Genomic DNA, 18676 nt, shown 5'->3' on the forward strand with positions numbered 1-18676 from the left:
TTAATTTCAATCATGGCTGATTCCGCCGTTTCCTCATTCCTGCTGCCGGAGCCATTCGAAGCCTGGTTTGCCGGGCGTGGCTGGAAGGCGCGGCCGCACCAATTGGCGCTGGCTGAGAAGTCGCTGAAGGGCGAAAGCGCGCTTCTGATCGCGCCGACCGGCGGCGGCAAGACGCTGGCGGGCTTTCTGGGCAGCCTGATCGAACTGAGTGAGCGCAAGCGGGCGGCAAACTCTGACCGGCCTGCTTTGCACACGCTCTACATCTCTCCGCTGAAGGCGCTGGCAGCCGATGTGCAGCGCAACCTGATGGGGCCGGTCGAGGAGATGGGGCTTGGCATCAGGATCGAAAGCCGGACGGGGGATACGCCTTCCCATGTGCGTCAGCGCCAGAGACGGACGCCGCCGGACATATTGCTGACCACGCCGGAACAGCTCGCGCTGTTTCTTGCCTCCGATCATGCCAAGGAATTCTTTGCCGACCTCAAATGCGTGATTGTGGACGAGATCCATGCGATGGCGGCCTCGAAGCGCGGCGACCTTTTGGCGCTCGGCCTTGCGACGCTGGCAAGCTGGGCTCCAGCCTGCCGCTTCATTGGCTTGTCTGCGACGGTGCGCGAGCCGCGATCTCTGGCCGACTGGCTGGATGTTCGCTCCGGCGCGGGGGAGGTACGTGTCCTGACCGCCGAGGGAGGTGTCTCGGCGGATGTGGATATCCTGATCTCGAAACAGCGAATTCCGTGGTCGGGGCATTCCGGGCGATTTGCCGTGCCGGAAGTGTATGAGGCCATCAAGAAGGCGACGATGACGCTCGTCTTCGTCAATACGCGCAGCCAGGCCGAGCTGATGTTTCAGGAGCTGTGGCACGCCAATGAGGACGGGCTGCCGATTGCGTTGCATCATGGCTCACTCGCGCGGGAACAGCGCACCAAGGTCGAGGCGGCGATGGCGGCTGGCGCCCTGAAGGCGGTGGTCTGTACGTCCACGCTCGATCTCGGCATCGACTGGGGCGAGGTGGACCTCGTGATCCAGATGGGCGCGCCGAAAGGGGCCGCGCGCCTGATCCAGCGCATCGGCCGGGCCAATCATCGGATGGATGAAGCCAGCCGGGCCGTCCTTGTGCCAACGAACCGGTTTGAAGTGCTGGAGTGCCGTGCGGCAGAGGCAGCGGTCGAGGCCGGCGAGATTGACGGGGAAGGGGTCCGCGAGGGCTCGCTGGATGTGCTGGCGCAGCATGTCATGGGCCGGGCGTGTGGCGACGGATTCCGTCTGGAGGAACTCTATGAGGATATTATCCGAGCCGCACCCTATGCGTGGCTCGACTGGGAGACCTATGAGCGGATCGTCGATTTCGTGGCGAGCGGGGGCTATGCGCTGAAGACCTATGACCGGTTCCACCGTATTGTACGTCGCCCGGACGGGGTGTGGGTGGCGCTCACGGCGCGCGACGCGCAGGCCCACCGGATGAATGTCGGCGCAATTGTGGAATCGCCCATGCTAGCCGTGCGGCTGGCGCAATTCATCGGCAAGGAAAAGCCGGGCGAAAAGCGCAGCGTGCGGGCCGGACTCAAGCTGGGCGAGATGGAGGAGTATTTCCTCTCCACCCTGACGCCGGACGATACATTTCTTTTCGCGGGCGAATTGCTCCGGCTTGTCGGCGTGGACGGTATGGATGCGCTGGTCCTGCGTGCGGTCGGCGACCGTCCGGCGATCCCGTCCTATAATGGCGGCAAGTTTCCGTTGACGACCTTCCTGGCCGATCGCGTCCGCAAGATGATCCATGACCCAGCGCAATGGGAGGGGTTGCCCGACCCTGTGCACGAATGGTTCGAAATCCAGAAGCTGAAATCCACCATTCCGCCAGCGGATCATTTACTGGTCGAAACTTTCCCGCGCGCCGACCGGCATTACCTTGTCTGCTATCCGTTCGAGGGGCGACTGGCACACCAGACGCTGGGCATGTTGCTGACGCGGCGACTGGAGCGGATGGGCGCAAAACCCACCGGTTTCGTCGCCAGTGAGTATGCAATGGCGGTGTGGGGCATGGAGGACATGTCCGAAGTGGACATGGACGCACTGTTCCATCCGGACATGATGGGTGACGATCTTGAAAGCTGGCTGGATGAGAGCGCGCTGATGAAGCGGACCTTCGGTCATTGCGCCCAGATTTCCGGCCTGATCCACCGCAACCTTCCCGGCAAGGAGAAGAACTCACGGCAGGTGAGTTTTTCCTCCGACCTGATCTATGACGTGCTGCGCAGCCATGAGCCGGACCATATCCTGCTGCAAGCCGCCCGGCAGGACGCGGCGACGGGCCTGCTCGATGTGCGCCGCCTGTCAGATGCCTTGGTGCGGATCCGTGACAAGATCGACCATCAGGCGCTCACCAAGATCAGCCCCTTCGCCGTACCCGTCATGCTGGAAATCGGCAAGGAACCGGTTTCAGGCGCATCCGTGCAGGACGCCATCCTGGGCGAAGCGGAGGCCGATCTGGTCAGAGATGCTATGAGTTAGGCGGCCGGGCGCAGCCATCCTTTGTAGTGGGCAACAAGTCCTGCGAAGGAGTGATAGATCGCGACGTCAAACTGACAGGAGCCGTCTGGCAGGACAGTTTCCCGAGTGTTGCTGACAGGTAGGAGGAAGCGGGGAAGAGGGACTCCTAGGAACCGGGCTCGCATGACCGGAAACTCTAATTGGTTTTCGCCTGCCAGCAGCCTGATCGAGAAGTCCAGTACGCCGAAACGTTCACGGATAATCCCGCTATCGTCTTTTTCGACGCGGCGCAGGTGAGATGAGAACCGATGTGTCCCGAACTGGCGGGTCCACATTTCTCCGTTCCGGTTACGCACCATGCTGACGCGGACGGGTACGTTTCGCCCAGACGGCGGGAAGCCAGCAAGTCTGTTGGCCAGAAGAGCCAGAAAGCCTTTTCCGCGATGGATCTCCGCTTCGCCCTCCCAGACATGCTCGCTTGTAACTGTGTGAAGGTGTTGAAGGGGAGCGGCGAGTTTGTCGAAGGCGCCACCAAGGACTTGCCTGAATACGGGCGTGATTTCCGTATCGGTCCGTCCAGTTGACACGTTAAGGGAGGATAGCGCGTCCTCGGCCTCATCCAATGTGAATTCGCCAAGGCAAGGTCTGGCGCCGGGGTCGATTTGCCCGGTCAGGAGTTTGGGGATCATGATCCGCGCCGGCACGGTCGGAATTTCGGGGCCATCTCCTGCTTCTGCTATAAGTGTCCAGATACGGTTTTCGTGGGTGTCTTGTGCAGTTTTTCCTGTAACGCTAACCCTCATTCCCCCGCGGTCGGATCCGAACGGACGCAGCAGGGTGGCGAGCGGTTGAAGCACGCTCGTCCAGGATGTCAGAGATTTCACGAGCCCGCGAGAAACAAGCTTACCCAAAAGGAACAGTCCGCCATGCATGAGCTTGAGTTCCAGTCCGGCAGAAAACTGAACACTTGCGGCGTCGTATCTTGATGGCAAGAGCGTAAGGTCTGGCGCGCCGATAGGGCTGAGCCAGCGGTTCTTCAGGGGAGGAATGCCCGGCACAGTCAGTGTGATAGAGCGAATTGCGCCCCAGCCGGTCACGTGGCGCCACGCTCCGGCCTTCCAGACTTTCAGGGGCTGACCTGTTTGGGAGAGGATGGATCGTATCACGGATTGCCCGCGAGGTGCGCGGTTGCCCGGCGTGATCGCACTCTCGACAAGCTCTATACTCGTCATGCCTTTCGACAGGGCGTCGGTCGCCGAAGACGACAGGGCCGGGACACTTGAGACGCCAGATATGATGACCACGCCTTTGGTGCGCGCGTCTGTGTCGAGGCTGGCGATGCCCTCGGAAAAGGCCGCATCGTCGGACAGGTCCAGATAGTGCGCGCCGCAGGCGAGGCCGGCGCGTGCAACTCTGTAGGGATCTTTCCCATAATCCTGCCAAGGACCGGCAGCGTCGACGATGATTGCTGGCGCCAGACCGCGCACCTGTTCAGTAAGATCGATTGCATCGATATCAATCGTGTACGGTATGCCGCCGTGTCGCTCGCAAAACGCTTCTGCCTTCTGAAGGCTGCGCCCTGCGACGATGACATCGTATTCATTCCCTTGAAGCAAGGCTGCAGAAAGGCGGCCTCCGAATACCCCGTATCCCCCAATGATTAGTATGCGGCTATTCAATGAGGCGCGCCCTGATCTCAGGTGTCGGCACTGGACAACTTTTGCCCTGCAATAGTTTTCGATTGTTCGCGATGCGGCGATACAGCCAATTTGCCAACGGGGAGGGCAGCCAGCGCAACACCATGGCGGCTTTCCAAGGCCATTCCAGGACAGCGAGACTTTCGGTGAAGACGTCGAGATTGCGGTAGTGCCGGCCATCAATACGGAGGAGGGCCGTTTCCATGGCGTCCGGGTCGAGCCCCAGGGCGATATAAATTTTCCGACCTGCCGATGACTGCGCTGTCATCAGGGCGAAACACCCCTCCGGATCGTGTGCAACCAGAAACCTCACGAAGCGCGAACACAGCGCACAATCGCCATCATAGATGTAGAGGTCGCATGTATCCCGGTCCATGAAGTCGGTCCACCTTTCAGGTTGAACTTAGGTTACGTGAAAAGGTTGAAATATGTGTCAATTGCGCGCTGCGGCGTGCGGGTGCCACGTTGACCCCCGGGCCATTGCGGGCCAAATTCATGGTCCATGACTGCTGCCGCCAAGAAACCCTCTGAAACACACCTGCACCTGGCCGGGGAGCTGCTGACACCGCTGCCGGAGGGGGCGTTGTGGTGGGCGGCCGAGCGGGTGCTGGTCGTGTCCGATCTCCATTTCGAGAAGGGGAGCGCGTTTGCGGCGCGGGGCCAGTTGTTGCCGCCCTACGATACGGCCGCGACGCTGTCACTGGTCGAGCGACTTTGTGCCGGGCTCCAGCCGAAGACCGTGATCTCGCTGGGCGACAGTTTCCACGACCGGGCGGCCGAGCTGCGCCTGCCGGAGGAATATGCGCGGCGCATTCAGGCGCTGACATCGGCGCATGACTGGGTCTGGGTAGAGGGCAATCATGATCCGGACCCGCCGGCCCATCTCGGCGGCCGCGCCAGCAAGGTGCTGCGCATCGGGGCGCTGGTCTTCCGGCACGAGCCGACGGGGGAAATCGGCGAGGTGTCCGGGCATTTGCATCCGGCCGCCAAGATCATCGGGCGGGGGCGTTCGGTACGGCGGCGCTGCTTCGCCAGCGATGGCGCGCGGCTGGTGATGCCCGCCATGGGCGCCTTTACGGGCGGATTGAACGTGCTGGATGAAGCGTTCGCACCGATCTTCCCGGAAGGGGCCATGGCCTTCGCATTGGGGCAGGACCGGGTGTTCATGGTGGCCGCCAAAAGCCTTGTGGCCGATATGCCACGCGGCGCGCGCTGGAAATTCTGAGCGGCTAATATCGTTTGTGCATCGCACAAAAGCGTGCCATATGCCGCTGTAGCAGGGCGAATAGCTGCTGCTCTCGCATTGATCGTTGCCTTTTCCGGGTTCGCGTCGAGTGCGCCAACAACCGGGATGCCGATCGAAAGCAGGCTTCCTAAAATTTAGAGCCTAACAGGGCGCGCGGACTTTTGAGTCCGCTGCGCGCCCGCACATGAAAGTATTGATTTGACACAGTTTACCGAACTCGGCCTCGCCGAGCCCGTCCTCAAGGCGATTGCTGCTGAGGGCTATACCAAGCCGACTCCGATTCAGGAGCAGGCGATCCCGACACTGCTGGAAGGCCGCGACCTTGTGGGCATTGCCCAGACCGGCACCGGCAAGACCGCAGCCTTTGTGCTGCCGCTGCTCAGCCGTATGGCGTCCAATCCTGGCCGCCCTGTCTCCAAGGCAGCCCGCATCCTGATCCTGGCGCCGACGCGTGAGCTGGCCGCCCAGATCGCCGAAAGCGTGCGCGTTTATGGTAGCCAGATGAAGCTGACCACGGCGATTGTCGTGGGCGGCGTGAAGCCCGGCGGACAAGTCCGTGCGCTGGTACGCGGCGTGGACGTATTGGTGGCAACACCGGGACGTCTGCTGGACCATATGGAAACCGGCGCCGTGAATCTGAGCGGTACCGAAGCGGTCGTGCTGGATGAAGCCGATCAGATGATGGATATGGGCTTTCTGCCTGCGATCCGTAAGGTGATGAAGGCCATTCCGACGCGCCGCCAGACGCTGCTCTTCTCGGCGACTATGCCGAAGGAAATCCGCTCACTTGCGAATGATTTCCTGCGCGATCCGGCTGAAGTGACCGTCGCCACCGTTTCCAAGCCTGCCGAAAAGATCGACCAAGCGGTCTATATGGTGAAGGGTACGGCCAAGCCGCGCCTGCTGGCCGAAATCCTGTCTGAGGACGACATGGACCGCGCCATCGTGTTCACCCGCACCAAGCATGGCGCTGACAAAGTGGTCCGCTACCTTGCCAATGAAGGCCTGTATGCCGAAGCGATCCACGGCAACAAGAGCCAGAACCAGCGCATTCGTGCATTGGACAATTTCAAGAAGGGCAAGGCCCCGATCCTGGTTGCGACCGACATTGCCGCGCGCGGCATTGATGTCGACGGCGTCAGCCATGTTGTGAACATGGACATGCCGAACCTGCCGGAATCTTATGTTCACCGCATCGGCCGGACAGCTCGCGCCGGGAAAAGCGGCATTGCATTGTCCTTCGTGGGCAATGATGAGCGCGGATATCTGCGTGACATCGAAAAACTGATTGGTCGCAAGATCGACCGGATTGATCTGGACGAAGACATGGCGCTCGACCTGTCCTTGCCGGAAGAGCCGGGTCCGCACACCAAGCAGAGCCGAGGCGGCGGTGGCAGAAGCCAGGGCGGCGGACGTCGTCAGGGCGGCCAGTCGCAGAACCGTAATCGCTCCGGCGGTGGGGGCGGCAAAGGTGGCTACAAGGGCGGCAAGCCCGGTGGATCACGGGATGGCGGCGATAGAAGCGCCGCGCGTTCCGAATCCGGCGGGGGTGGCTCCCGTCAGGGTGGCAACGGTCAGAAGCGCCGGAGCAAACCGAACAAGTCCTGGTCGCCCGTCAGCTAAGGCCGGCCTGCACTCTTTACCCAATGTCAGCCTTGTTTCCGCGCCGTCCTTCCGCCAAGGATAGGCCGGAAACAAGGAGGATATGCCATGAAGACTGCCATCACAGAAATGTTCGGAATCGAGCATCCGATCATCCAGGGCGGCATGCACTATGTCGGGTTTGCCGAAATGGCTGCCGCCGTGTCGAATGCTGGCGGTCTCGGCATCATTACGGCCCTGACGCAGAAAACCCCTGCAGACCTCGCAAATGAGATCGCGCGCTGTCGTGACATGACTGACAAGCCGATCGGCGTGAACCTTACGTTCCTGCCGGTCGTCAACGCGCCGGACTATCCAGGCTATGTGAAAGCCATCATCGAAGGCGGTGTGAAAGTTGTTGAGACCGCCGGGAACAATCCTGTGCAGGTCCTGCCGATTCTGAAAGAGCACGGCATCAAGGTGATCCACAAATGTACCGCCGTACGCCACGCGCTGAAGGCACAATCCATTGGCTGTGATGCGGTCTCCGTCGATGGTTTCGAGTGCGGCGGACACCCTGGCGAAGACGATATCCCGAACATGATCCTTCTGCCGCGTGCGGCGGATGAACTGGAAATTCCATTCGTTTCCTCAGGTGGTCAGGCGGATGGACGCAGCCTCGTGGCATCTCTCGCCATGGGCGCGTCAGGGATGAACATGGGCACACGCTTCATCGCGACGAAGGAAGCCCCCGTGCACCAGAATGTGAAGGATGCCATCGTTGCCGCGTCCGAACTCGATACCCGCCTTGTCATGCGTCCGCTGCGCAATACCGAGCGCGTGCTGACCAATGTTGCGGTTGAGCGCCTGTTGGAAAAAGAGCGCAAGCTGGGCGCAGACCTCAAATTCGAAGACATTATCGAAGAGGTCGCAGGCGTCTATCCGCGCATCATGAAAGAAGGCGAAATGGATGCAGGTGCCTGGTCCTGCGGCATGGTCGCCGGTCTAATCCACGACATTCCGACCTGTAAGGAACTGATCGACCGAATCATGAAAGAAGCTGAAGATATCATCACAAACCGTCTGGCAGGCATGCTGTCGGGCAAGGTTCCGGCCTGATCCATTCTGAAAGAACTTTCTCATGATCCGTATCCCCCTTTTCGCCAGTGCCTGTCTCGCTCTCGCCGCCTGCGGTATGGGCGTCTCAAGCGACAATAACGCAGCATCTGTTTGCAATACCATGCTGGCGGGGGATCCGGAGATTGTGGAAGATCTTGCCGAGGACGGCAATACGATCGAAGTCTATTGCGGCTGCTACCAGACCCTGCTGGCTGATAAGTCCGAAGACGATCAGGCCGACATTTTGAAAGTCAGCCAGGTCGTGGCGGACATTCGCGAAGATGAGAGCCTGGGCCTGGAAGACGCCGCCGGTCGCCTGATGAGTGATTTCATCGAGGATGGCAGCAGTCCGGCCTATGGTATCACTCGGAGTGATTTCGAAATGACGGGCACCTATATCGATCAGGTTCGCCGTGAGCTGAACAAGGACGACAGCGCCTGCACGGCGTCCTGAATCTCAGGATAGCGCAGCCTCGATCGCGGCAGCGATTTCAGCTTCTGACATAGATTTTGTCACGGTGCTGATCACATCTCCAGAAGACCGGTCAATCAGATAGAGTTGGCCGGTCTTTATTTTGTCCGGGAAGATTTTGCGCATCGTGCCAGCGATGCCGAGGGTCTCTGCGTCTGCGAAATAGGCAGAGTCGTCCTTGGATGAATAGTCGAGGGCGAAGAACTCAGCGCCGTCAAACGGGTTTGAGGCCCGCACGGTTTCGACCCTGGGATCGAGCATCTTGCAGCTGCCACACCAGCTGGCATAGCTCAGGACTGCCAGAACTTTCGTGTCTTCAGCAGGCGCGGTGATTTCCTTGACATCAGCAAGACTGCCGGACGCAGCCACGGATGGGCCACATGCGGCAAGCGCAGCGATCGAGATGGCAGCAAGGCTGAAGCGCATGAAATTCTCCTGAAGTTTGAGCAAGCAGACTTAGCATGAGCGTAGACCTTGTGGGGTCACACTTGCGTTATTCAACGCGAACGCTGGCGGCACCTGACTCTACCCGACCGATGATGGCCGCATCGGCATGGCCGTGGCGGCGGAAGGTTTCCAATACCGAGTGCGCCGCCTCGGGCGAACAGGAAACGAGCAGCCCGCCGCTGGTCTGCGGGTCGCAGAGCAGGTCGGTCTCCATCGCGGACATCTGACCCGTGACCATATGAGATACCGAGTCCCAGTTGCGGCCGGACGCGCCGGTCTTGATGCTTGACTGAGCGTGGCGACGGGCGCCTTCAAAGACAGGGACCTTGTTTTTCTCGATAACGATCTGAAGGCCGGCACCGCGCGCCATTTCGCTGGCATGGCCGAGCAGGCCAAATCCGGTCACGTCGGTTGCGGCATGAACATCAGAAGTTTCTGAGAGATCCGTGCCCGGCGTATTGAGCCGTGTCGTCGAGGCGACCATTTCGTCATACTCGGCAGGGGAGAGGAGTTCCTGTTTCAGCGCGGCGGAATAGATGCCAATGCCGAGTGGTTTGCCAAGGATCAGGACATCGCCCGCCTGTGCGTTGGAGTTCAACAGCAACTTGTCGGGATGGCCCATGCCGAGGGCTACGAGGCCGTAGATTGGCTCGGCGGAGTCAATCGAATGCCCGCCCGCAATGGGCGCGCCGGCGGCCTCGGCCACGCTGCGCCCGCCCGCAAGAATGGCGCGGATCGTTTCATTGGCAATCTTGCCGATGGGCATGCCGACAATGGCGAGACAAAAGATGGGTTTCGCCCCCATCGCGAAGATATCCGACAGGGCATTGGTTGCGGCGATGCGCCCGAATGTATGCGGGTCGTCGACGATGGGGGTGAAGAAGTCGGTCGTGGCAACGAGCGTGGTTGTCTCGTTAATGAGGTAGACGGCCGCATCATCGCTCTTGCCCGCGTCCACAATCAAGTCTGAATGGCCAAGTGACAGGGGCATCTCACTGAGAATATCCGCCAGCACATTCGGCGCGAGCTTGCAGCCACAGCCGCCCCCATGGGCGAGGGATGTCAGGCGGGGTTCAGTGTGATGGTCGGGCATGATGGGATCCTCTCGGGCTGCAGGCTTACCGCGCCGGGCACTGGCGGGGCAAACAAAACCTGCTAATCGAAGAGAGATGCCTTATCTCGAAACCGTCACGGATATCAGCCCGGAAAACCTGTCGCGCTACGATGCGATCATTGACGTGCGCTCTCCGGCCGAGTTCGCGGATGATCACATGCCGGGCGCCATCAGTCTGCCGGTGCTGTCGAATGAAGCGCGCGCGCGCGTTGGCACCATCTACAAGCAGGAGAGCCCGTTCCGCGCCAATCGCGTCGGTGGCGCAATTGTGGCGCGCAATATTGCGCACCACTTGGAGACCGCGCTGGCAGACAAGCCGAAGAGTTGGCGACCGCTAGTCTATTGCTGGCGTGGCGGGATGCGCTCGAACTCCATGGCGACGATCCTGTCCTCGGTCGGCTGGCCGAGCGGCGTGGTGAAGGGAGGGTACAAGTCGTGGCGGCGGGAAGTCGTAACAGGGCTGGAGCATGAGGACAGCCGGCTGCCGGTGCGCCTGATCGATGGCCAAACCGGCACGGGCAAGACGGCGTTGTTGCAGGCCATTGCAGCGGCGGGCGGGCAGGTGATTGACCTGGAAGGTCTCGCCCATCATCGCGGTTCGGCTTTTGGTGATCTTGGTGACGCGCCTCAGCCAGCGCAGCGCTTGTTCGAAAGCGGCATCTGGCAGCAGTTGCGTCAGTTCGATCTGAGCCGTCCGGTCTTTGTCGAGGCGGAGTCCGCGCGGGTCGGCCGGTGCCGCGTGCCCCGGCGCCTGTGGCACTCCATGCTGGCGGCGCCGCGCATCGAGATGAGGGTTCCTTCAGACGTACGGGCAGACTTCCTGCTCTCTGCCTATGAAGACATCATCCGGGACAAGGACCGGCTGATGGAAGCGCTCGCCAAGCTGAAGGGCCTGCAGTCGAAAGAGACGCTGGCCGAGTGGCAGGCATTGGCGGAGGCGGGAGACTATCGCGCGCTGGCGCGCCAGTTGATGGACCGGCACTACGATCCACTCTATGCGCGCAGCCGCAAACGGCGCGACGATGCGCCGGTAGATATGGTCAGGTTGGAGAGCTTGGATGATACGGCGCTGAAGCGAGCCGCAGAGAGACTGGTGGTCCGCGCCTAGCGTCCGCGCGCCTCTTCCGTGCCGCGCCGGGCCAGTTCGTCGGCTTTTTCATTGCCGGGGTCACCGGCATGGCCCTTCACCCATTTCCAGGTGATGTCATGGCGCTGACAGGCTTCGTCCATCGCCATCCAGAGATCCTGATTCTTGACCGGCTTCTTTGCGGCGGTCTTCCAGCCATTGCGTTTCCAGCCATGTATCCATTTGGTCAGGCCGTCTTTCACATAAGTGGAATCGACGTGCAGGGTGATCCTGGACGGACCTTTCAGCGCGTTCAGCGCCTCGATCACGGCCAGCATTTCCATACGGTTGTTTGTGGTGGCCTTGTCGCCGCCCCAGAGTTCCTTGCGGTTGTCGCCTGCCACGAGCAGGACGCCCCAGCCGCCGGGGCCGGGATTGCCGCTGCAGGCACCATCTGTCCAGATTTCGATCTTGTCAGTCATGGCTTTCAGGTGCGGGGCTTTGGCGGGTCCGTCAAGCATCAGAAGACGCTGATGTCTGCCTCATGCAGTTGTTGCGCGGGCTTGACGATGGCGAGAAAGAGCAGGCCGCAGACGAGGCCGGCCAGCGCACCGATACAGGCGCCGGTGAGGGCTGCGCCGAGGCCGGTCAACAGCGACGCTGTCACGCCGAATCCCCCTGTCGTGCCACCGACGAGCAGGGCGCCCCAGATGCTGGCCCAGCGCAAGTAGGGCGCGCGGGCCGCGATTCCCTGATGCGGGAACCTGCCGATGGACAGACCCATGGCCAGCCACGCGGCTGGCACGGTGACGAAGAACAGGATGAAGTTGAACAGGGACATCATCGCAGCCATCTGGATGCCGAACAGGAAGCCGCTATTTGGGCGATCGAACATGGTGGGCAACATGCCAATCCCTTCGAGCACGCCAAAGACAAAGGTCAGGAAAAGTCCGATCAGCGTAACGCCAAGGCACGCCGCCAGGGAGGACAAGAGCAGGCCGAGTTTTACACGGCGGATCTTTCGGTCCTTGCTGAGGGCTCGATAGTCGACCGAAAGGTCAGACGGACCGGTGCCAACCACCTCACCATTTGGTCCGAACTCTGTCATGCACCATAGCCTTCCGCACTCGTCACTTTGCGATGAAAGGCGAGGCGGCCGGCATATTCGAGGGGATTCTTGGGCTTTACGAGGGCGCCCTCAGGCGTCGAGGTCCAGTCCACCATCCGCGTCAGGAAGAAACGCAATGCTGCGCCGCGTGCCAGCAGGGGCAGGGCGTCGCGCTCAGTTGGCTGCAGCGGGCGCACGCTCTCATAGCCTGCGATCAGGTTTGCGCCCTTGGAATAATTGTAGTCGATGGCGCCGCGCCCTGGATTGTCATCAAAGGCCCACGCATTCAGGCAGATGGCGAGGTCATAGGCGAGCGCATCTGTGCAGGCGAAATAGAAATCGATAATGCCGGAAAAGTCTTCGCCCAGGAAAAACGCATTGTCCGGGAAGAGATCGGCATGAATGGTCCCGCGCGGCAGGGTCAGGCTTTGTGGCTTGGCCTCTGCGATATCAGCAAGGGCTTCGTCGATCAGGGCTGACAAGCCGGGTTGCAGTTTTTCGGCCTCGTCCGACTGGCCTGCCCAGAGGCGCGGCCATGCCGATGGACCAAGACTGTTGGGACGGGTCATCTCAAAATCAGAAAGCGTGACATGCATCCGCGCGAGACCTTCCCCCAGACCACGGCACTGGGCGGGAGTCGGCTTTTTCGGCGAGAGTCCATCAAGGAAAGACACGATCACCGCGGGCCGTCCCTCGAGCGTGCGGAGCGCTTTGCCGTCTTTCGCGAGGATGGGCTCCGGGCAGGGGAAGCCCTTGCCCGCCAGATGCTGTTTCAGGCCAATGAAATAGGGCAGGTCATCCGCATTCACCCGTTTTTCGAACAGGGTAAGAATGAACCGGCCCGTCGTGGTTTCGAGATAGTAGTTCGAATTCTCGACGCCCTCGGCAATGCCCTTGAAAGACAGGGCCTTGCCGAGATTGTATTCGTCGAGAAACGCCGCCAGCGCGTCGTCTGAAACCTGAGTGTAAACAGCCATGAAGACCGATTAGGCGGTCTTGGCGACCATGTCACGCTGCAGCGTCTTCCCAGCCAGCAGATAGTGGATTGCTGCCCAGCCATAGATCGATGCGAAGATGATAATCGACCATTGCAGGCCGCGTGCGTCGGCGCTGGTACAGGCGGCAACCTGGTCGGCGCTGAGGCTTGCAGCTTCCTTGCAGAGGTCCAGTGTCAGACCGAGATCGGCACCCGACAGCATCATCGTCTTCAGCACTGTGGACAACAGACCGATCAGGGTGGGGCCAAGGCCGAGCCCGATCAGGTTGACGGCAAAGAGCGTGATGGCCACGGCGGTCGCCCGCGTGCGCGCATCCACGACGCCGGCTGAGACGGCATACATTGGCCCGAGATAAAAATAGTGCAGCATGGCGGCGGCCATGAGCGGTGGCAGCATCAGCGCGACCGACGGGCTGAGATAGCCGAGCCAGTAGAGCGGAACCGACAGGCCCATGCCGAGAGCAGGCATCCAGGACAGGGCCGTCGGGTAGCGTTTCGCGAGGCGATCAGCGAGGAAGCCAGACAGGAACACACCAATGGCAGCCATCAGGCCCAGCACCAGAGAGAAGATGAGGGCGGCTTGTGTGAGGGTCAGTTCATGCGTGCGCAGCAGGAAGGAGGTGGAGAAGGCCGCGATCCCGTATCCTGCAAATGAGGCGAGCGCTGCGCCAAAGACGACATGCACATAGGTCGGCTTCTTGCTGAGCTTCTTCAGTGCGGCGCCGAAGGATTCCCGTTCCGGCTTCGCAGCATTCGGCGGATCGGTGTAGCCGCGCGGCGGCTCCTTGACCGTGAGGCCGATGATCAGCGCGAACACCAGGCCGGGCAGGCCGACCGCAATGAACGCAATGCGCCAGCCTTCGAGGCTCTTCCAGTCGATCATGTCGGCGACCCAAGTCCAGCCCCAGCCTTCCAGCAGGGCGTGGACATTCTCGCCCGTAACATAATCATTGATCGGGCCTGCGGCGAGACCGGCGCACATGCCACCAAGCGGCACGCCAAGCGCGTAGATTGAGGCGGCGGTCGCCCGACTACCGGGCTTGAAATAGTCGGCGATGACAGATTGCGCCGGCGGCGTACACCCTGCCTCACCAACTCCGACCAGAAGGCGGAAGGCAAACATGGTCGCGAAACTGACGGCAAATCCGCAAAGGACGGTCATCAGGCTCCACATCGTCAATGAGGCCACGACAATCATCATGCGGCTCGTCTTCTCCGAAAAACGGGCAATCGGAATACCGAGCGTGGTGTAGAACGTGGCGAATGCCAGACCCCCGAGCAGACCCATCTGCCAGTCTTCCAGACCAAGGCTGTTGCGGATCGGATCGGTCAGGATGCCGAAGATGGACCGATCAATGAAATTGAAGATGTAGACGATGAGCAGGGAGCCGAGCACATAGGCGCGATATCCCTTGGTGCGATAGCCGGTTTCAAAACCGGGTTTCTCGTCGAGCGCAGCGGTCGTGTCTGTCATTCTACTTGTGTCTTTCCGTCGCTGTGTTTCAGGAATTCATGTCGGCGGCTGGGGAATCGGGATTGTACCGATCCCTCATGAATGAACGCGAAGCCATGAAGTAGCAAAATGCGGCGACGATGAAGAACAAGACCGTCGCGGCCATGGAGTGGCGCAGGCCATTGGCATAGGCGCGGCAAAGCTCAGGGCCTTCCGCGCCGAGGGCAGCCGGGTCCGTGCCGCAGAGGCGCGGATTGAAGGCGTCCGCAAAGGCTGACAGGCCGGCTTTGCCGATTTCCTGTCCCATGAAGAAATCGCTCATCGCCCCGACAAAGAGCGGGCCAATGCCATTGCCGATCAGGCTGACAATCAGCAGCAGCACGGCAATCGTGGTGGCGCGCGACTGTGGGCTGACAATGGCCGTGCCGACCATGTACTGGCTGGAAAGATAGGCGTAGTGCATCGTGCCCGCGATGATCCACAAACCAAAGGCGATCTCGATGGTCGGGGCGAAGAAGGCACCAACATAGGCGGGCACGGCAATCAGCAGGCCAACGCCCGGGAGCCATGCCGAGATCGTGGAGAAGCGGCCTGCGAGCTTTTCCGAGATGTACCCGCCGAGGAATGTGCCGAGAGCGGCAACTGCAGCCAGCGGCGCGCCATAGAGTACGGCAGCGTCGCGCACATCAATACCATGAACGCGCTGGAGGAAAGGTGCCTGGAAGCTGATCAGTCCATAGCCGACAAAGGCCACCAGAGCGGCGCCGAGCGATAGCCACCAGAATGTCGGCTTGGCAGAAAATTCACGGAAGGCATCAAAGAAAGGGGCCTTGCCATTGCCCTTTGCCGAGGGCGGGTCGGAATAGCCGCGGGGAGGTTCCTTGATGGTGAACATCAGGATGATCGCGATCAGCACGCCCGGCGCGCCGACAACCACAAACGCGATACGCCAGCCTTCCACGGTCGACCAGTCGAGATTACCAAACAAACCCCCAAGACCGAGCGAACCGATCCAGTTGCCGAAATCAGCCCCCTTGATGCCGGCAATCGTGCCGCCGAAGAGTTGCGCAAGCACGCCGCCAAGCGTGACGCCCATGGAATAGATGCCGAGCGCACCCGCGCGGCTTTTCGGGGGGTAATAGTCAGTGATCAAAGAGTTGGCGGGCGGTGTGCAGCCTGCTTCGCCGACGGCAACGCCGACGCGAAAGACGAGTAGCCAGATGAAGCCTGAAGCGACCCCGCAAAGCGCTGTCATGACGGACCAGACGATGATGCAGAGCGCAATGATCAATACGCGATTGGCGCGGTCAGCCCACATCGCGATCGGAATGCCCATAGCGGCATAGAACAATGCGAAGGGCGGCCCGGACAAGAGGCCCCATTGCGTGTCATTCAGCTGAAATGTGTTGATGATCGGCTGGGCAACGACCGAAATGAGCGTTCGGTCGATGAAGTTCAGCGTGTAGACCAGCATCAGGGCGATCAGCACATAGGTGCGATAGCCTTTTGAACCGAAGCCTGTGATGTGTCCGCCCGTGGCCGTTTGGCCAGCTGTCGTGTCGGTCATCCGCCGAAAATCCTCCCGAAAATACCGGGCGCGTCTTGGCGGCGCCTCTCTACATGTCCCCCTACGGTAATGACATGTGCGGGGGGCGCAAGGCCTTACTCTGCGACAGCGTGCGAGCAAGGCCTTGCGGAGGTCAAATTGCCACTACTGGCTCAGCGCCAACTGTACTTCCGACGCCGCAACGGCAAGGGCTGCAGCATCAGCGTCCATTGGGGCAGGGCGAAGCGCGGTCGGGTAGGCTTCAGCCAACAGGCCAAGCGCCGCGCGAATGGATTCTGCTGCATCGGAATTTTCGGCCGTGATGTCGCTTTCCGCTTGCGTAAAGGCGCGCTCGGCGGCCTGATAGAAGCCGTAGCCGTCCAGATACGTCTCGTAGAAATCAGAATCGAGCGACAGGCGATACATGTCGGATGCGCGATCGATCTGGTCGGAGGCGACATGGGCGCTGACCATGGCATCGGACATGTCGGTGGCGGGGGCGCTCTCGGCGGCTTTGTCGAGCGCGGCAAGGATCGCGTCCGTGCGGGCGTTGATCTGTTCCTGGCTTTCCCCGGCAAAGACCGCTGTAGACGTGTCTGTAAACAGGTCGGTAAAGTCGGCGACGCCTTGAGCTGCAAAGACCGGTTCCATGTCGAACAGGACTTCGGAGACCGGATGCGCGTACATTTCAGCCGCGGCGGTCGTTTCGCCTTTGGCGTAGGCGTCGCGCGCGGCCAGGACGTGGGCTGCTGCAATGGCCAGCGCGGCCTTGTAGACGACCGGGTCGGTATAAGCGGCGTCAATGGTCACACCGCCTTCGCCTTCGCCGCCTTCAGTGGCCAGTGTGTTGGCTTCTGCGGTTGGATCCACTTCTGCAGGCATTTCAGGCTGCGCGATCTCTGTGCCTGCCTCGTCGGCAGGGGCGGCAGGCTCACTGCAACCTGCAAGCGCGCCAGTCATCAGGACGGTGCCCAGACCAAGACTGGTCCACTGCTTCAGTTTGGTGTCAAAGGCCATGATATACTTCCTCTTTGCGTCGATCTGCTATAGCGCTGAATGACGCAAATGCAAATTATTCGCAAGTAGGCGCAACATGCTTTTGACCCTTTCCAACGTACTCGATGAGGCCGACCTGCGTGATGTCCGCGATCTGGTCGCAACGCTCGGCTGGCGCGATGGCGCAGAAACGGCCGGTGGCATGGCCCGGGCGGTCAAGCGCAACCAGCAAGCAGATCTGACATCCCGTACCGGTGCGCAGGTTCGCCAGCTCCTCAAGGCCAAGGTGGAGCGACACCCTGTTCTGCGTGCGGCGGCCCAGCCACGCCAGTTCTCGAAACTGATTGTCAGCCGGACCGAGGAGGGCGGCGGATACGGTCATCATGTCGACAATCCATTCATGGGAGCAGGGGAGTCGCGCTTGCGCACCGACTTTTCTTTCACGCTCTTCCTGTCCGATCCGGGCGACTATGAGGGGGGCGAGCTGGAGATCGATCTGGCGGGGATGACCCAGTCCATCAAATTGGACGCGGGAGACATGGTGCTCTATCCATCGACCAGTCTGCACCGGGTTGCGCCGGTGACTTCCGGCAAGCGGCTCGTCTGTGTTGGCTGGATTGAGAGCAGCGTGCCAGATGCGGCGGTACGGGAGATCATCTTTGACCTTGAGAATCTGCGATCCAGCCTGTCGGGCAGGCTGGATCTTCAGTCTCCGGAAATGCTGGTTCTGTCGAAGAGTATTTCCAATCTGGTGCGCCGGTTCGGCCAGAGCTAAGTCATGGCAGTAAGGGTGTCGGGCAAGCCAGTTGCAGCTAGCAGGAAGCAGATGGCCGCAATAATCGCCCCGAAAGTGCGAACATGGTTCCACCCTGTCCAGACGGTACCGAACCTCTTCCAATAGATCGCGGCATCCGGCGAAGAAGGCGTAAGGCCGTCGAGATGTTTATTCATCGGAACGTTGCCGAACATGGTGACCCCGAGCACGGCCGTCATGTAGATCGCGGTTCCGATCAGTATCAGGATCTTTGGTGACCCTTCCAGGCTTTGCCAGGCATAAAGGGAGGCGGCGAGCATGATAGGTGCCAATGCCAACGTGATCGCCAGAAATGCCGAGCGAAACACTGTCCGGTTGATCTGTTGCATGGAGTCGATGCCGCCAGCTGGCGCGGCGCGGATGAGGCCGGCCATTACGAAATCGGAGAAGGCTTGAAACACACCGCCGACGAGGGCGGTAAAAAGACCGATGGTGAGGCAGGCATAGACAAAGAGATGGGTCGTCATGAGTTTGATTCCTTGGATGTGGCATGCCCGCCGAAGAGGATCAGTCAGCTACGGACATGCGGG

At 60.8% G+C, this 18676-nt stretch carries 18 protein-coding genes; 7 read left to right on the forward strand and 11 right to left on the reverse strand.

All coding sequences use genetic code 11. The features are described from left to right. Window positions 1-12 precede the first annotated feature (12 nt). Window positions 13-2511: a ligase-associated DNA damage response DEXH box helicase gene (locus CFA77_RS03235; protein ID WP_206992229.1), complete on the forward strand. Its 2499-nt coding sequence runs from the start codon at window positions 13-15 to the stop codon at window positions 2509-2511. On the opposite strand, the gene CFA77_RS03240 is transcribed toward CFA77_RS03235, so the two are convergent. Beyond that, entirely contained in the window at window positions 2508-4169 is a 1662-nt protein-coding gene (locus tag CFA77_RS03240; protein ID WP_206992230.1) for an SDR family oxidoreductase, read from the reverse strand. The genes CFA77_RS03235 and CFA77_RS03240 overlap by 4 nt on opposite strands. Further along, on the reverse strand, window positions 4162-4563 hold the full coding sequence (locus CFA77_RS03245; protein WP_206992231.1) for a thiol-disulfide oxidoreductase DCC family protein: 402 nt from the start codon (window positions 4561-4563) through the stop codon (window positions 4162-4164). The genes CFA77_RS03240 and CFA77_RS03245 overlap by 8 nt, the downstream gene beginning before the upstream one ends. Before the next feature lie 126 nt (window positions 4564-4689). Between CFA77_RS03245 and pdeM the strand changes: the two genes are divergently transcribed. The 4 genes from pdeM (at window position 4690) to CFA77_RS03265 (ending at window position 8587) form a co-directional block, all read left to right on the forward strand. Continuing rightward, window positions 4690-5412 (forward strand): ligase-associated DNA damage response endonuclease PdeM, encoded by a 723-nt coding sequence (gene pdeM / locus CFA77_RS03250; protein WP_206992232.1) that lies wholly within the window; start codon window positions 4690-4692, stop codon window positions 5410-5412. A gap of 219 nt (window positions 5413-5631) precedes the next feature. Beyond that, window positions 5632-7056 carry a DEAD/DEAH box helicase gene (locus CFA77_RS03255; RefSeq protein ID WP_206992233.1) on the forward strand — a complete coding sequence of 475 codons (1425 nt, stop codon included), beginning with the start codon at window positions 5632-5634 and terminating at the stop codon, window positions 7054-7056. Window positions 7057-7143: 87 nt separating this feature from the next. Beyond that, window positions 7144-8133: a nitronate monooxygenase family protein gene (locus tag CFA77_RS03260; protein WP_034816570.1), complete on the forward strand. Its 990-nt coding sequence runs from the start codon at window positions 7144-7146 to the stop codon at window positions 8131-8133. A gap of 22 nt (window positions 8134-8155) precedes the next feature. Further along, window positions 8156-8587, forward strand: a complete 432-nt coding sequence (locus CFA77_RS03265) for a hypothetical protein (protein ID WP_206992234.1) — start codon at window positions 8156-8158, stop codon at window positions 8585-8587. 3 nt (window positions 8588-8590) lie between these two features. On the opposite strand, the gene CFA77_RS03270 is transcribed toward CFA77_RS03265, so the two are convergent. Next, entirely contained in the window at window positions 8591-9031 is a 441-nt protein-coding gene (locus CFA77_RS03270; protein WP_206992235.1) for a thioredoxin domain-containing protein, read from the reverse strand. A 67-nt stretch (window positions 9032-9098) separates the two neighbouring features. Further along, window positions 9099-10145, reverse strand: a complete 1047-nt coding sequence (gene selD / locus CFA77_RS03275; RefSeq protein WP_206992236.1) for a selenide, water dikinase SelD — start codon at window positions 10143-10145, stop codon at window positions 9099-9101. Between the two features lie 76 nt (window positions 10146-10221). On the opposite strand from selD, the gene mnmH reads away from it, so the two are divergent. Next, entirely contained in the window at window positions 10222-11274 is a 1053-nt protein-coding gene (mnmH, locus tag CFA77_RS03280) for a tRNA 2-selenouridine(34) synthase MnmH (RefSeq protein WP_206992237.1), read from the forward strand. On the opposite strand, the gene rnhA is transcribed toward mnmH, so the two are convergent. From rnhA to CFA77_RS03310, 6 genes are all read right to left on the reverse strand, one after another. Beyond that, window positions 11271-11714: a ribonuclease HI gene (gene rnhA, locus CFA77_RS03285; RefSeq protein WP_206993156.1), complete on the reverse strand. Its 444-nt coding sequence runs from the start codon at window positions 11712-11714 to the stop codon at window positions 11271-11273. The genes mnmH and rnhA overlap by 4 nt on opposite strands. A 38-nt stretch (window positions 11715-11752) precedes the next feature. After that, a complete protein-coding gene (locus CFA77_RS03290; protein ID WP_206992238.1) occupies window positions 11753-12340 on the reverse strand; it encodes a hypothetical protein in 588 nt (195 codons plus the stop codon). Then, complete coding sequence (locus CFA77_RS03295; RefSeq protein ID WP_206992239.1) at window positions 12337-13317, reverse strand: homoserine kinase; 981 nt, start codon at window positions 13315-13317, stop codon at window positions 12337-12339. Before CFA77_RS03295 ends, CFA77_RS03290 begins: the two co-directional genes overlap by 4 nt. Window positions 13318-13326: 9 nt before the next feature. Then, window positions 13327-14811, reverse strand: coding sequence for an MFS transporter (locus CFA77_RS03300; protein WP_206992240.1), 1485 nt, complete (start codon window positions 14809-14811; stop codon window positions 13327-13329). Between the two features lie 28 nt (window positions 14812-14839). Further along, window positions 14840-16357 carry an MFS transporter gene (locus CFA77_RS03305; RefSeq protein WP_206992241.1) on the reverse strand — a complete coding sequence of 506 codons (1518 nt, stop codon included), beginning with the start codon at window positions 16355-16357 and terminating at the stop codon, window positions 14840-14842. A gap of 144 nt (window positions 16358-16501) precedes the next feature. Continuing rightward, the gene (locus tag CFA77_RS03310) at window positions 16502-17353 is read right to left on the reverse strand and encodes a hypothetical protein (protein ID WP_206992242.1); all 852 of its coding nucleotides are present in this window, start codon (window positions 17351-17353) and stop codon (window positions 16502-16504) included. 76 nt (window positions 17354-17429) lie between these two features. Here CFA77_RS03310 and CFA77_RS03315 point away from each other — a divergent pair, with 76 nt between their 5' ends. Further along, window positions 17430-18107 (forward strand): Fe2+-dependent dioxygenase, encoded by a 678-nt coding sequence (locus CFA77_RS03315; protein ID WP_206992243.1) that lies wholly within the window; start codon window positions 17430-17432, stop codon window positions 18105-18107. On the opposite strand, the gene CFA77_RS03320 is transcribed toward CFA77_RS03315, so the two are convergent. Then, a complete protein-coding gene (locus CFA77_RS03320) occupies window positions 18104-18613 on the reverse strand; it encodes a DUF1772 domain-containing protein (protein ID WP_206992244.1) in 510 nt (169 codons plus the stop codon). The genes CFA77_RS03315 and CFA77_RS03320 overlap by 4 nt on opposite strands. Window positions 18614-18676 lie beyond the last annotated feature (63 nt).

Origin of the sequence: Hyphomonas sp. KY3, from assembly GCF_017309975.1 — a bacterium.
Taxonomy (GTDB): Bacteria; Pseudomonadota; Alphaproteobacteria; order Caulobacterales; family Hyphomonadaceae; genus Hyphomonas.

Bases quoted from the DNA above. Each gene is read 5' to 3' on its own strand.
- rnhA (WP_206993156.1), bottom strand. From the start codon at position 11,714: ATGACTGACAAGATCGAAATCTGGACAGATGGTGCCTGCAGCGGCAAT.
- CFA77_RS03260 (WP_034816570.1), top strand. From the start codon at position 7,144: ATGAAGACTGCCATCACAGAAATGTTCGGAATCGAGCATCCGATCATC.
- CFA77_RS03270 (WP_206992235.1), bottom strand. From the start codon at position 9,031: ATGCGCTTCAGCCTTGCTGCCATCTCGATCGCTGCGCTTGCCGCATGT.
- mnmH (WP_206992237.1), top strand. From the start codon at position 10,222: ATGCCTTATCTCGAAACCGTCACGGATATCAGCCCGGAAAACCTGTCG.
- selD (WP_206992236.1), bottom strand. From the start codon at position 10,145: ATGCCCGACCATCACACTGAACCCCGCCTGACATCCCTCGCCCATGGG.
- CFA77_RS03295 (WP_206992239.1), bottom strand. From the start codon at position 13,317: ATGGCTGTTTACACTCAGGTTTCAGACGACGCGCTGGCGGCGTTTCTC.
- CFA77_RS03300 (WP_206992240.1), bottom strand. From the start codon at position 14,811: ATGACAGACACGACCGCTGCGCTCGACGAGAAACCCGGTTTTGAAACC.
- CFA77_RS03290 (WP_206992238.1), bottom strand. From the start codon at position 12,340: ATGACAGAGTTCGGACCAAATGGTGAGGTGGTTGGCACCGGTCCGTCT.
- CFA77_RS03310 (WP_206992242.1), bottom strand. From the start codon at position 17,353: ATGGCCTTTGACACCAAACTGAAGCAGTGGACCAGTCTTGGTCTGGGC.
- pdeM (WP_206992232.1), top strand. From the start codon at position 4,690: ATGACTGCTGCCGCCAAGAAACCCTCTGAAACACACCTGCACCTGGCC.
- CFA77_RS03235 (WP_206992229.1), top strand. From the start codon at position 13: ATGGCTGATTCCGCCGTTTCCTCATTCCTGCTGCCGGAGCCATTCGAA.
- CFA77_RS03305 (WP_206992241.1), bottom strand. From the start codon at position 16,357: ATGACCGACACGACAGCTGGCCAAACGGCCACGGGCGGACACATCACA.
- CFA77_RS03265 (WP_206992234.1), top strand. From the start codon at position 8,156: ATGATCCGTATCCCCCTTTTCGCCAGTGCCTGTCTCGCTCTCGCCGCC.
- CFA77_RS03320 (WP_206992244.1), bottom strand. From the start codon at position 18,613: ATGACGACCCATCTCTTTGTCTATGCCTGCCTCACCATCGGTCTTTTT.
- CFA77_RS03245 (WP_206992231.1), bottom strand. From the start codon at position 4,563: ATGGACCGGGATACATGCGACCTCTACATCTATGATGGCGATTGTGCG.
- CFA77_RS03315 (WP_206992243.1), top strand. From the start codon at position 17,430: ATGCTTTTGACCCTTTCCAACGTACTCGATGAGGCCGACCTGCGTGAT.